This is a genomic window from Streptomyces prunicolor (assembly GCF_045162825.1).
In the GTDB taxonomy this organism is placed as follows: domain Bacteria; phylum Actinomycetota; class Actinomycetes; order Streptomycetales; family Streptomycetaceae; genus Streptomyces; species Streptomyces prunicolor.
The window spans coordinates 3,176,554-3,191,959 of the sequence record NZ_CP108676.1; the positions used below are offsets into that span (position 1 = coordinate 3,176,554).

2 protein-coding genes (both running past the window's edge) are annotated in these 15,406 nt (G+C 69.3%); both read right to left on the minus strand.

Annotated elements, in window-relative coordinates:
- Window positions 1–11,635, minus strand: partial view of an amino acid adenylation domain-containing protein gene (locus tag OG588_RS14270; protein WP_405947603.1) — the 5' portion only. The gene continues 3,827 nt to the left of window position 1, outside the view; the window shows 11,635 of its 15,462 coding nt (coding positions 1–11,635); it begins with the start codon at window positions 11,633–11,635; its stop codon lies off the left edge, out of view.
- Window positions 11,632–15,406, minus strand: partial view of an amino acid adenylation domain-containing protein gene (locus tag OG588_RS14275; RefSeq protein WP_405947604.1) — the final stretch only. It continues 14,774 nt past the right edge of the window; only the last 3,775 of its 18,549 coding nucleotides appear in the window; its start codon lies off the right edge, out of view; it ends in the stop codon at window positions 11,632–11,634. The genes OG588_RS14270 and OG588_RS14275 overlap by 4 nt, the downstream gene beginning before the upstream one ends.

Genomic DNA, 15,406 nt, shown 5'->3' on the forward strand with positions numbered 1-15,406 from the left:
CCGAGGACTCCGTGACGCCGCGTCGCGAGCGCCACTGGGCGAGGGCGAGCGCCAGGGCGGTCAGCAGACCGTCGTCGACTCCGCCGTGGAACGCGGTCGGCAGTGTGGTGAGCAGTGTCCGCGTCACGTCGGCAGGTACCGCGACGCGCACCCGCTCCATGGTGGTCATCGTGTCCACCGCGGGATCCACCGGCCGCATGCCGAGCAGCGGGTCGGGGCCGTCCAGGACGGTGCGCCAGTAGGGGAGTTCGGCCACGCGCTCCGAGCGGGACGCTTCCTCGACGAGTGCGTGCGCCCACCTGCGGGCCGATGTTCCGACCGCGGGCAGCACCGGGGCACGGCCCGCACGGACCTGTTCCCAGGCGGCGGCGAGGTCGGGCAGCAGGATGCGCCAGGACACTCCGTCCACGACGAGGTGATGAAGCACCATGAGCAATCGCCCGGCACCACCGCTGGCGGGCGCGAACCGGACGAGCTGCACCATGACGCCCGATGCCGGGTCGAGGCGGCCCGCCGCCTCGTCGAGTTCGCGGGTCAGGACGTCCCGCCACGCGTCGCCCTGCCAGTGTCCGTCGCACTCGACGTGGCGGATGACGGACTCGGCGGGCACCGACCCCGGCGCACCGGACTCCAGGCCGGCATCGCCCTCGGTCACCAGGCGCGAGCGCAGTACATCGTGCGTATCGAGCACGGTCTGCACGGTTGCCGTCAGGGCAGCCGTATCGATGTCCTCCGGCAGGGTGAGGACCATCGACTGCTGGAACCTGCCGTACCCGCCGCCGAGTTCGAGCAGATAGCGGCCGATCGGCGGCAGCGGGGACCAGCCCACTCCCCCGCCCTCCAGCTCAGCCAGCACCGGTACCGCGGTCATGCCCTGACGGCTGGTGGCGAGGTGGGCCAGGCCGGCGACCGTCCGGTGTTCGAACACCTCACGAGGGCTGATCTCCAGCCCGGCCGTGCGGGCCCGGGCGACGACCTGGATGGAACGGATGCTGTCACCGCCGACGGTGAAGAAGTCGTCGTCGACACCGACTCGGTCCAGGCCGAGCACGTCCGCGTAGACGGCGCAGAGCAGTTCCTCGAGTGCCGTGCGCGGCGCGCCGTAGGCGCGGCCGGAGGTGACCTCCGGCTCGGGCAGTGCGGTCCGGTCGAGCTTGCCGTTCGCGGTCAGAGGCAGCTGTTCCAGCCGCATGAACGCGGACGGGACCATGTAGGCCGGGAGCCGGCCGCCCACGAATGTCCGCAAGGCGTCCAGATCGATGTCGCGGTCCGCCGTGACCACGTACGCGATCAGCTGCTGGCCACCGGCGCCACGCCCGTCGCGCACGACCACCGCGGCCTGGGCCACCGAGGGGTCGGCCAGCAGTGCGGCCTCGATCTCTCCCGGCTCGATCCGGAAGCCCCTCAGCTGTACCTGGTCGTCGCTGCGGCCCAGGTGCTCCAGGCGCCCGTCGGCGAGCAGGCGGCCGATGTCGCCGGTGCGGTACATCCGCGTGCCGGCGGTGCCGTGGGGATCGGCGACGAAACGGCTCCCGGTCAGGTCCGGCCGATTGAGGTAGCCGCGCGACAATCCGGCGCCCGCCACGTACAGGTCACCGGGGACACCCGGCGGCTGCGGCCTGAGCCGCTCGTCGAGGACGTAGACGGCCAGGTCGGGGATCGGCACGCCGACCACCGATCCCGGGGCGGCGGCGGCCGTGGTCGCGTCGAACGCGACGTATGTGATGTGCACCGTGGTCTCGGTGGTGCCGTACATGTTCACCAGGACCGGCGCGTCTTCGGCGTGCCGCGCGTACCAGGACGTCAGGCGCCCCGGATCGAGTGCCTCGCCGCCGAACACCACGTGGCGCAGGGTGAGTCGGTCGCCGACAGCGGGGATCTCCGCGTCCGCCGCCATGAGCTGGTAGAAGGCCGACGGGGTCTGGCTGAGCACGGTGACGCGCTCGTCGGCGAGCAGGGCGAGGAAGTCGTGCGGGTTGCGGCTGGTCTCGTACGACACGACGACCACGCGGCCGCCGTAGAGCAGCGCGCCCCACAGTTCCCACACCGAGAAGTCGAAGGCGTACGAGTGGAACAGCGTCCACACGTCGTCGGGCCCGAAGCCGAACCAGCCGTCTGTGGCGTCCATCAGGCGCATCACGTTGCCGTGGTCGACGACCACGCCCTTGGGCCTGCCGGTGGAACCTGACGTGTAGATCACGTACGCCGGCTGCTGCGGCGACACGACGACGTCCAGGCCGTCGGCCGGGTAGGCGCGGCTCTCGGTGAGGACTTCGGGCGTGACTGTCGCCACCGGCCGGGAGTCTTCCAGCATGTACGCGATGCGGTCGGCCGGGTAGGCCGGGTCGACCGGCACGTATGCCGCTCCCGACTTCAGGATGCCGAGGATCGCGACCGCCAGTTCGTGCGTTCGCGGCACGCTCAGTGCGACGAATTGCTCCGCGCCCGCGCCACGCTGCCGCAGCAGGTGGGCCAACTGGTTGGACCGTGCGTCGAGTTGGCGGTAGGTCAGGACCGAGGGGCCGAACGAGACGGCGGGTGCGTCCGGAGTGGCCCGGGCCTGCCGCTCGAAGCGGGAGACGACCGTGTCGGTGACCGGGGCGGTGGTCGGCGGGGCCGTGAGCTCCCGGCGTTCCGCCTCCTGCAGCAGCGAGACCTCCGCGATCGGGGTGAGTGGCCGGTTCACCACCTCGTGCACCGTGCGCACGAACCAGGTCGTGAGCGCCTCGGCGGTAGCGCGGTCGAAGAGGTCGGCGGCGTACTCGACGCTGCCCAGTACCCGGCGTCCGTCCGGGCCGCTCGTCTCGCCCATGCCGAAGGTCAGGTCGAATTTGGCGGAGTCGACGGCCACCGGCTCGTACTCGACCCGCAGACCCGGCAGCTCGAAATCGGGCCTGCTGACGTTCTGCCAGATGAACATGGTCTGGAAGAAAGGGTGGTAGGCGGTCGAGCGCTCGGGATTGAGAAGCTCCACCAGCCGTTCGAACGGCACGTCCTGGTTGTCGTACGCCGCCAGCGCCTTCTCCCGTACCCGGGCGAGAACGTCGCGGAAGGTGGGCTCACCGGACAGGTCGGTGCGCAGCACCCACGTGTTGACGAAGAAGCCCACGAGGCCGGTGAGGGCCTGGTCCGTGCGGCCGGCGATCGGTGAGCCGATGGCGATGTCCCGACCGCCGCCGAGACGGTGCAACAGCACTGTCAAGGCCGCCTGCAGCACCATCGACACCGTCGCGCCCTCGCGACGGGCCAGATCTTCCAGAGACGCGTAGAGATCCGGCTCGATCACGAACTCGACGCGGTCGCCGCGGTGGCCGGCCACGGACGGGCGCGGCCGGTCCGTCGGCAGCTGCAGGGGCTGCGGGATGCCCGACAGCTGTGTTTTCCAGTAGGCGAGCTGTTCGGCGAGGCGGCTGTGCGGGTCGTGCTCGTCGCCGAGCAAAGTCTCCTGCCACAGGGCGTAGTCGGCGTACTGCACCGGCAGGGGCTCCCACTGGGGTGCCGCGCCCTCCAGGCGTGCCCGGTAGGCAGCCACCAGGTCACGGGACAACGGCGCCATCGACTCGCCGTCACCGGCGATGTGATGCACCACCAGCACCAGCACCTGCTCGTCCGCCGCGACCCGCAGGAGTGAAGCCCTCAGCGGGATCTCCGTGGCGAGGTCGAAGGCGTGCGCCGCCGCATGTGCGACCCGCGCGGATATCTCGGACCGCTCCACATCAGCCAGTTCGAGGTCCGGTACCGCGTCGTCCACTGCTCGGATGCGCTGGAACGGGACACCGGCCGCATCCGTCGACACGGACGTGCGCAGGCTCTCGTGCCGGGCCACGATGTCCGCCACTGCCGCCCGTAGCGCCGCCACGTTCACGGTGCCGTGCAGCCGCAGGGCGACCGTGATGTTGTAGGTGGCGCTGGGGCCCTCGAACTGGTCGAGGAACCACAGCCGGCGCTGGGCGTACGACAGCGGCAGCCGCTCCGGCCGGGTCTGCGGCTCCAGCGCCGGACGCTTTTCGTCGGCCACGACCAGGCGCGCCGCGAGTGCTGCCACGGTAGGGGCTTCGAACACGCTTCGTACCGTGACCTCGGCGTTCAGGACCGCCCGCATCCGCGATACGAGACGGGTCGCGAGGAGCGAGTGTCCGCCGAGGTCGAAGAAGGAGTCGTCGATGCCGACCTTGTCCAGCCCGAGGATCTCTGCGAACAGTCCGCACAGGACCTCTTCCTGGGGGGTACCGGGCGCCCTGGATTCACCGGCCGTGAAGGCCGGCTGCGGCAGGGCCCTGCGGTCCACCTTTCCGATGGGGGTGAGGGGGAGGGCGTCGAGCACCATGACCACGGCCGGAACCATGTACTCGGGCAGCCGTCCAGCCAGGAATCTGCGCAGTTCCGTCGGGTCGGGAGGTGTCGCCGCGGCAGCGGGGGTCGGTGCCGCGTAGCCGACAAGCTGTTTGCCCCGGCCGACACCCGGGATCTCGCGAGCCACCACGATCGCCTGCGCGACGTCGGGGTGGCCGGTCAGTGTTGCTCCGATCTCTCCGAGTTCGACGCGGAAACCGCGCACCTTGACCTGCTCGTCCACACGACCGACGAACATGATCTGTCCGTGCTCGTTCCACCGGACGAGGTCGCCGGTGCGGTACAGACGTTCGCCGGTTCCGAATGGGCTGGCCACGAACCGGCCCGCGGTGAGCGCGGCTTGGTTCAGGTAGCCACGTACTACACCGGATCCGGCAACGTAGAGTTCGCCTACGAGTCCCGGGGCGACGAGACGCAGTCCCGCGTCGAGCACGTACAGGCGCATGTTGTCCAGCGGGCCGCCGATCGGTACCTCGGTGGCGTCCGCGGGGACCGGGCCGATCCGGTTGTAGGTGGCGAACACGGTGACCTCGGTGGGCCCGTACATCACCACGACCTGGGTGTCCGGGCAGGCCTGCTGCACACGTCGGACGGCAACGGGCGACACGACGTCACCGCCGGGCCGCACCTCAAGGACCGCCGCGAAGCAGTCCGGGTACTCCTCGGCCATCACGGCGAAGAGGCCGGCCGTCAGGAACAGCCCCGTGACCTTGCTGGAGCGGATCAGGTCCGCGAGTTCCCGGGAGTCGACACGGCCGGGCGGAGCGATCAGGATGTGGCCGCCCTTGAACAGCGGCACCCAGACCTCGTACGTCGACGAGTCGAAGGAGTGGGGGGAGTGCATCAGGACACGCTGGGCCGCGCGGTCGGTGAAGCCGTTGTCGAGTGCGAGTTCCGTCGCGTCCCGGTGTGAGGACGGCACACCCTTGGGCTCACCCGTCGACCCCGACGTGAACATCACATACGCCAACTGATCCGGATGCACCAGCACGCCCGGGTCCGACACCGGGCCATCGACGGTGGCCGCGACGTCCTCGGCTGTGAGGACCACGGACACGCCCGCCTGCGCACACACCTTGTCGCGGTGGTCGGCGGACCAGTCGGGGAAGAGCGGTACGTAGGCCCCGCCGGCTTTGGCGATACCCAGCTCGGCCACGATGAGCTCGACCGACCGCTCCATCCACACCGCGACCAGCGACTCCGCACCCACCCCCCGGCCGATGAGGTGATGAGCGAGCTGATTCGCCCGCGCGTCCAACTCCGCATACGTCAGCCGAATGTCCGCGTACTCGACGGCGAGCGCATCCGGAGTACGGGCGACCTGCGAGGCGAACAGTTCGGGGAGTGTGGCGGTGGGCACGTCCGTGGCGGTGTCGTTCCAACTGTTGAGCGTGTCGCGTTCGCCGGGCAGCAGGGGGTCGAGTTGGGCCAGTGTGGTGTGGTCCGGGGTGGTGGTGAGGGTGTGGAGCAGGTGTTGGTAGCGGTGCAGGATCTGTTGTGCCTGCTCTGCGGTGAACGCGGCGGGCTGGTAGTCCAGCCGCAGCCGGATGCTCTCGCTGCTGGGTATCACCGCCAGGGCCAGCGGGTAGTGCGTCGCGTCCAGACCCTCGACGATGCGTACGTCCAGGTCGCGGGCATCGTCGCTCGTGGCCTGCGAGGTCTGTACGACCGGGTAGTTCTCGTAGACGGTGAGGGTGTCGAACAACTGCCCCGTACCGGTGAGTTGCTGGATTTCCGTCAGGCCCAGGTGGTGATGGGCCAGCAGACCCGCCTGTTCCTGCTGGACCCGGTCCATCAGGGCGGCGATCGTCTCCGCGGCGTCCAGCCGGACCCTCACCGGAAGGGTGTTGATGAACAGGCCGATCATGTTCTCCACGCCCGGCAGCTCCGCCGGACGACCGGAGACCACCGAGCCGAACACCACGTCCTCACGCCCGGTCAGCCCACCGACCAGCACACCCCACATCACCTGCACCAGCGTGTTCAGGGTCACGCCCCAGGACCGGGCCAGCCCCGACAGCTCCGCCACCAGCCCGGCATCCAGCTCGGCCCGCAACCGGACCGGAACCTCCGTCCGCGCCTGCACAAAACCCGGCGCCACCAGCGTCGGCTCCTCCACCCCGGCCAACGCCTCACGCCACGCCGACTCCGCCGCACCCCGATCCGCACCCGCCAACCACGACAAGTAGTCGCGGTAGGGCGGGGCGACGGAGATGCCGGGTCCGGGGGCCGCGGTGCCGCCGTTCGTCTGCCGGTAGTGAGCGAACATCTCGGTGAACAGGACGGGCATCGACCAGCCGTCCAGCAGGATGTGGTGGTTGGTCAGAATTAGCCGGTGCCGGTCGGCTTCGAGCCGCACGAGCGTCCAGCGCAGCAGGGGCGGCCGCAGCAGGTCGAAGGGCTGGGCGCGCTCGCGTGCCGCGATGGCCTGCGCTTCCGCTTCCGGGGCGTCGCACGTCGAGACGTCCAGAGTGCGGAACGGCGCCTCCACCCGTCCAGGCACCACCTGCGCCCATTGACCGTCGGAAGTCTGGCGGAATGCGGCCCGGAGGTTGGCGTGGCGGTCGAGTACAGCCTGTGCCGCCTCGCGTAGCCGGTCGGCGTCCAGCGCACCCGTCAGGTCGAGCGCGAGTTGGGAGGTGTAGACATCGAGGTCGTCATGGTCGTAGCCGGCGTGGAAGGCCAGTCCCTGCTGCAGGGGTGAGAGGGACAGCACGTCGTCGAGGGTGGTGCCGTCCGCTTCGTGTTCTGTTTCGAGGGCGTCGATGTGGTGCTGGGTGAGGGGGACGAGGGGGAAGTCGGACGGGGTATGCCCGCCCGCACGGTCCTCGGTGACCGCGTCCGCGATCGCGGTCAGCTCCGCGAACCACGCCAGCGCCAGCTCCTCCACCCGCTCCCGCTCCAGCAACCCGCCCGCCCACGACCACACCGCACGCAGCACCGGACCCTCACCGGCGTCCTCCACCAGCGAGTTCACCTCGACCACATGCGCCAACGGCATATCCGCATCCATACCGCCAGACAGACCGGCGGCTGCCCTCAGGACCGCGTCGGGACCAGAGTCCTTCCCCGCAGAACGGTCATCAGTGGCGAAACGGCCGAGGTAGTTGAAGCCGATCTGAGGCTCCGCACCCGCCAGCTCACCAGCCGTCTCCGCGTTGAGATAACGCAGCAGCCCATAACCGATGCCCTTGTCCGGCACCCGCCGCAACTGCTCCTTCACCCGCTTCACCGACGAAACAACATCCCCCTCCCCCGGCTCCAGACACACCGGATACACCGACGTGAACCAACCCACCGTCCGCGTCAGATCAACCCCCGCAAACTCCTCACGCCCATGACCCTCAACATCCACCACCACCGCACCCGCACCCGCACTGCCCGCACCGGCGGTGCGCCAGCGGCGCACCGCCCGCGCCAGACCCGCCAGCAGCACATCGTTGACCTCACCATGAAACGCCGCCGGCACCACACCCAGCAGACGCCGCGACACCCCAACAGGCAGCCGCACCTCCAACTGCCCCGCCGACGACGCCACATCACGAACCACATCCAACGCACGCGACCCCAACAACGGATCAGCAACCCCACAAACCCCACGCCAGAAACCGAGTTCACCGGTGCGCTCCCGCGCCTCCTCCACCAGCAGACGCGCCCACCGACGGAACGAAGTCGCCACCCCCGCCAGCTCCACCCCACGCCCCGCCACCAACGCCTCCAGCGCGGCACGCACATCCGGCACCAGAACCCGCCACGACACCCCGTCCACCACCAAGTGATGCACCACAAGAAGCAGCACACCCCCAGCCTCCCGGCCACGGTCCAACCACACCCCCTGCACCATCACACCCTCCGCAGGACACAACCTCCCCCGCGCACCACCACGCTCCTCAACCACCACCCGGGCCAACGCATCCGCATCCAGACCCGACACATCAACCCGACGCACCAACTCCCCCGCACGCACCTCACCGACCTCGGGAACCGACAAAAGCCACCGGCCCTCAGACGTCAACGACGCCCGCATCCGCAGCACGTCATGCCGCTCCACCACCGCCCGCACCGCACCCACCACATGCCCCAGCCCCGCACCCACCGGAACCGGCACACCCATCGACTGAAAGAAACCGTCCAGGACGCCGTTCCTTTCGGCGAACAGCGCGACGACGGGTGTCGCCGGGACTTCGCCGACCGCCTCACCCGCGGCCTCGACCTCGCCGGCAGCACTCTCGGCGGTCGCGGCCACGACCGCCAGCGCCTCGACCGTGCGCCACCGGAACACATCCCGCGCCGAGAACACCACACCCGCAGCACGCGCCCGCGCCACCAACTGAATCGCAACGATCGAATCCCCACCCAGATCGAAGAACGACTCATCAACACCCACCGACTCAAGACCCAGCACCCCCGCGAAGAGTCCGCAGAGCGTTTCCTCCCGCGGGGTGCGCGGCCGCGTCGACGCGCCACTGCTGTACTCGGGCTCCGGCAGCGCCTTGCGGTCGACCTTGCCGCTGGTGTTCAGCGGCAGCGTGTCCAGCACCACGACGGCCGCGGGGATCATGTACTCCGGAAGCCGCTCGGCAACGAACTCCCGCAGCACCGATGGATCGGGCCCGTTGCCAAGGTCGGCGGGAACGACATACCCGACCAGCTGCTTGTTCCCTGTCGCCGTCTCGCGGGCGATCACCACGCTCCGCGCGATCCCAGGATGCGCAGTCAACGCGGCCTCGATCTCACCGAGTTCGATACGGAACCCGCGGACCTTGACCTGATCGTCCGCCCGGCCGACATACACCAGCTGGCCGTCACGGCCCCAGCGAGCCAGATCTCCTGTCCGGTACAGCCGCTGTCCTGCGCCGAAGGGGCTGGCGACGAACCGGGACGCGGTCAGCGCGGACTGGCCCAGATAGCCGCGGGCCAGGCCCGCGCCCGCCACGTACGCTTCGCCGGTCACACCGAGGGGGACGGGACGCAACCGTGCGTCCAGGACATACACCTTGGTCCCTGTGACGGGACGGCCGATCGGGGGTATGTGCCCATCGGCGGCGAGCGGTTCACTGAGCGTCGCCGCGATGGTCACTTCGGTCGGGCCGTAGGCGTTGACCATCCGGCGTCCGGGCGCCCACCGCGCCACCAGCTCCGGCGGACACGCCTCCGCGCCGACCACCGGTGCTGACAGCACGCTCTCCGGCAGGTGCGGCACCGTCGCCAGCACGGCCGGTGGCACCAAGGCGTGTGTCACTCCACCCGCCGTCAGCACTCCGGCCAGCTCGTCCCCGACCACCACCCCGGGCGGGGCCACCACCAGCGCCGCGCCCGAGCCCCACGCCATCAGCAATTCCATCACCGACGCGTCGAAGCCGGGCGACGCCAGCTGCAGCACGCGGCTGGTCTCGTCGAGCGCGAACCGCTCGGTCATCGACGCCGCCAGCGCCTCCACACCCGCGTGCGTGACGGCCACACCCTTCGGGGTTCCCGAAGAGCCCGACGTGAAGATCACATACGCCAGGTGGTCAGACGCGGGGGTGACCGCGGGCAGCGGTTCCGGGCCGGCCGGCTCCTCTTCGGCGCGGGCCATCAGACCGGCGTCCACCACCAGGGCCGGTGCGGCCCGGTCCAGCATGTGTCGCACGCGCTGTTCGGGATAGGCAGGATCGATCGGCAGCCAGGCCGCGCCGAGGCGGGACACCGCCAGGACCGCGACCACCAGTTCGACCGAACGGCCGAGCCGCAGTCCGACCACGTCCTCGGCCCGCACGCCCCGACCTGCCAGCCACCGGGCGAAGCGGTCCGCCCGCGCGTCCACCTCCGCGAACGTCCAGCACTGCTCGCCGAACACCACCGCCGGCGCGTCGGGCGTCCTGTGCACCCACCGTCCGAACAGCTCGGCCGGGGAACGGCCTCGGTCCGCTCGGCCACCGTCGTTCCACGCGGCCAGCTCGTCACGTTCGCCGGGCAGCAGTACGTCCAGTTCGTCCACCCGCACCGACGCGTTCGCCGCGACAGCCGCCAGCACCCGCACGAACCGGCGAGCGAGCGTCCGTACCGTCTCCCGGTCGAAGACGTCGACCGCGAACTCCAGCGCACCGCGCAGTCCGTCGGGACCGCCGTCCGCGTCGGATTCCTCGGCCAGCTGCAGCGTCAGGTCGAACTTCGCGGAACCCAGCTCTACCGGCTCCACCGCGACGTCGAGCCCCGGCAGTTCCAACTGGCCCCGCACGTTGTTCTGCAGGACCACCATGACCTGGAACAGCGCCTGCCGTGCCGCTGAGCGTTCCACTCCCAGCGCGTCGACCAGGCGGTCGAACGGGACGTCCGCGTGAGCGTGCGCGCCCAGATGAACCTCACGCACCCGGTCCAACAACTCCACGAACGACGGATCACCCGACACATCCGTACGCAGCACCACCGTGTTCACGAAGAACCCGACCAGATCATCCAGACCCTCGTCCGAACGACCCGCCACCGCCGCGCCGACCGGCACGTCCTCGCCCGCACCCAGTCGGGAGAGGAGCACTACGAACGCTGCGTGCAGCACCATGAACAGGGTCACGCCTCGCTCGCGCGCCAGCTCCAGCAGCGCCTGGTGCACTTCGGCGTCGACCGAGAACGGCACGCTGCCGCCACGACGCGAGGCCACAGCCGGCCGCGGGCGGTCGAACGGCAACGCCAGTTCGCTCGGCGACCCTTCCAAAGTCGCGCGCCAGTACGCGAGTTGCTCGCTCACCACACTCGCCGGATCGTCCTCGGATCCCAGCACCTCACGCTGCCACACGGCGAAGTCGGCGTACTGGCCCGGGAGTTCATCGAACTCGGGGGCCGTGGCCCGGTGACGTGCGGCATAGGCGGTCGAGAGGTCCCTGAGAAGCGGGGCCATGGACCAGCCGTCGGCGGCTATGTGATGGAGCACGATCACCAGCACGTGGCTTTCGGGGGTGACCTCGAACAGCGAGACACGAACGGGGATTTCCTCGGCCAGGTCGAAGCAGTACGCCGCCGCCTGGGAAGTCGCCTCGGAAAGGTGGCCCTCCGTCACGCGCGCCCTGTGCAGTTCCGGGTGGACGATCTCCAGAATGCGCTGGCTGGGTTCGCCGTCCCGCACCGCGATGACCGTGCGGAGGCTTTCATGCCGCTCGACCACATCCGCCAGGGCGGCCCGCAGCGCAGGCACGTCGACCCCGCCGGTGAGCCGCAGGGACACGGCAATGTTGTACGCCGCGCTGGGTCCCTCTAGCTGGTCGAAGAACCAGATGCGACGCTGCGCATACGACAACGGGATCACGATGTGCCCCTCTCTCGCGACATACGGCGGAACTTGGGCCGCGCCGGACGTGCACTGGGAAGAAGTTCGGAAAGTTTTGCCACTGTCGGCGCCTGGAAGATGTCCCTGGCGGTGAAGTGCGCCTCAAGACGTCCGGCGATCCGCACGGCGAGTTTGCTGACGAGCAGTGAATGTCCGCCGAGGTCGAAGAACGAGTCGTCGACACCGACCGACTCCAGGCCGAGGACCTCGGCGAAGAGTCCGCAGAGTGTTTCCTCCTGCGGGGTGCGCGGTCGTGTGGCCGTGGTCCCGATGTACTCGGGCTCCGGAAGCGCCTTGCGGTCGACTTTGCCGTTCACGGTGAGGGGGAACGCGTCCAGCACCACCACCGCGGCGGGAACCATGTACTCCGGAAGCCGCTCGGCAACGAACTCCCGCAGTCCCTGTCCCTCAACTCCGCCGCCCGGACCGACGGAAACCACGTAACCGACGAGCTGCCTGCCCCCCGCGGGCAACCGACGGGCGACCACGATCGCCCGGTCGACCCGCGGATGGGCCTCCAGCGCGGTCTCGATCTCACCGAGTTCGATACGGAACCCGCGGACCTTGACCTGATCGTCCGCCCGCCCGACATAGACGAGCTCACCCTCGGCATTCCACCGCACCAGATCCCCCGTGCGATACAGACGTTGACCCGCATCGAAAGGACTGGCGACGAAACGCTCAGCCGTCAGCGCCGGCCGACCCACATACCCACGGGCCACACCCGCACCCGCGACATACAACTCACCAACCGCACCCGGCGCCACCAGACGCAACAACCCATCCAGAACAAACGCCCGCACCCCATCCAACGGCCGCCCCACCGGCACATCCGAAACACCCTCACCCAGCACATCCATCCGATGACACGCCGCGAACGTCGTCACCTCCGTCGGCCCATACCCATTCACCACCACCAGCCCCGGACACACCGCCTGCACCCGACGCACCGCCACCGCCGGCACCACATCCCCACCAGCCCACACCTGCACCACCGACCCGAAACACCCCGGGAACTCCTCAGCCATCACCGAGAACAACCCAGCCGTCAGCCACAACCCCGTGACCCCACTCGACTCAATCAACAACGCCAGCTCACCGGCATCCACCCGCCCCGGCGCAGCCACCACCACCTGACCACCGTTCAACAACGGCACCCACACCTCATACGTCGACGCATCAAACGAATGCGGCGAATGCACCAACACCCGACCATGCGCCCCACCCACAAACGCACCATCACCCGCCAGCGCCACCACATCCCGCTGCCGAACCCCCACACCCTTCGCCACACCCGTCGACCCCGACGTGAACATCACATACGCCAACTGATCCGGATGCACCAGCACGCCCGGGTCCGACACCGGGCCATCCACCGTGGCCGCCACATCCTCAGCCGTCAGGACCACGGACACACCCGCCTGCGCACACACCCTGTCGCGGTGGTCGGCGGACCAATCGGGGAAGAGCGGTACGTAGGCCCCGCCGGCCTTGGCGATACCCAGCTCGGCCACGATGAGCTCGACCGACCGCTCCATCCACACCGCCACCAACGACTCCGCACCCACCCCCCGACCGATCAGGTCATGAGCAAGCTGATTCGCCCGCGCATCCAACTCCCCATACGTCAGCCGGATATCCGCGAACTCCACAGCGAGCGCATCCGGAGTACGAGCAACCTGCACGGCAAACAACTCGGAAATCGAGCCGCCCTGCACACCGACCGCTCGACCATGCCAACCACCCAGCAACTCCCGCTCACCAGGCAGCAGAGCATCCAGCTGCCCGAGCGTGGTGTGGTCCGGGGTGGTGGTGAGGGTGTGGAGCAGGTGCTGGTAGCGGTGCAGGATCTGTTGTGCCTGCTCTGCGGTGAACGCGGCGGGCTGGTAGTCCAGCCGCAGCCGGATGCTCTCGCTGCTGGGTATCACCGCCAGGGCCAGCGGGTAGTGCGTCGCGTCCAGGCCCTCGACGATGCGTACGTCCAGGTCGCGGGCGTCGTCGCTCGTGGCCTGCGAGGTCTGTACGACCGGGTAGTTCTCGTAGACGGTGAGGGTGTCGAACAGCTGCCCCGTACCGGTGAGTTGCTGGATTTCCGTCAGGCCCAGGTGGTGATGGGCCAGCAGACCCGCCTGTTCCTGCTGGACCCGGTCCATCAGGGCGGCGATCGTCTCCGCGGCGTCCAGCCGGACCCTCACCGGAAGGGTGTTGATGAACAGGCCGATCATGTTCTCCACACCCGGCAGCTCCGCCGGACGACCGGAGACCACCGAGCCGAACACCACGTCCTCACGCCCGGTCAGCCCACCGACCAGCACACCCCACATCACCTGCACCAGCGTGTTCAGGGTCACGCCCCAGGACCGGGCCAGCCCCGACAGCTCCGCCACCAGCCCAGCATCCAGCTCGGCCCGCAACCGGACCGGAACCTCCGTCCGCGCCTGCACAAAACCCGGCGCCACCAGCGTCGGCTCCTCCACCCCGGCCAACGCCTCACGCCACGCCGACTCCGCCACACCCCGATCCGCACCCGCCAACCACGACAAGTACTCACCGAACGGACGCACCACCGGAAGGACATCAACACCCCGCCGATAGAGCTGGAACAACTCACCGAACAGGACGGGCATCGACCAACCGTCCAACAGGATGTGATGGTTGGTCAGAATTAGCCGGTGCCGCTCGGCTCCAAGCCGCACCAACACCCAACGCAGCAGCGGCGGCCGCAGCAGGTCGAACGGGCGACCACGCTCACGTTCCGCGATCGCGCGTGCTTCGGCTTCTGGCGACGGAGACGCTGTTGCGTCGACCACCTCGAACGGTACGACGAGGTTGCCGACCGAGACCTGGTACGGAGTCCCATCGGCCGTCCGGCGGAATGCGGCCCGGAGGTTGGCGTGGCGGTCGAGTACAGCCTGTGCCGCCCCGCGCAGTCGCTCGGCGTCCAAGGCACCCGTCAGGTCCAGTACGAACTGGGCCGTATACACGTCCGTGCTCTGCTCGTCATAGCCGGCGTGGAAGACCAGTCCCTGCTGCAGGGGTGAGAGGGACAGCACGTCGTCGAGGGTGGTGCCGTCCGCTTCGTGTTCTGTTTCGAGGGCGTCGATGTGGTGCTGGGTCAGGGCAACGAGGGGGAAGTCGGACGGAGTGTGCCCGCCCGCACGGTCCTCGGTGACCGCGTCCGCGATCGCGGTCAGCTCCGCGAACCACGCCAGCGCCAGCTCCTCCACCCGCTCCCGCTCCAGCAACCCGCCCGCCCACGACCACACCGCACGCAGCACCGGACCCTCACCGGCGTCCTCCACCAGCGAGTTCACCTCGACCACATGCGCCAACGGCATATCCGCATCCCGGCCACTGGCAAGACCCAGACCCGGCCCCTCCTCCCCCGACACGAAACGGCCGAGGTAGTTGAAGCCGATCTGAGGCTCCGCACCCGCCAACTCACCAGCCGTCTCCGCGTTGAGATAACGCAGCAGCCCATAACCGATGCCCTTGTCCGGCACCCGCCGCAACTGCTCCTTCACCCGCTTCACCGACGAAACAACATCCCCCTCCCCCGGCTCCAGACACACCGGATACACCGACGTGAACCAACCCACCGTCCGCGTCAGATCAACCCCCGCAAACTCCTCACGCCCATGACCCTCAACATCCACCACCACCGCACCCGCACCACCCGCACTGCCCGCACCGGCGGTGCGCCAGCGGCGCACCGCCCGCGCCAGACCCGCCAGCAGCACATCGTTGACC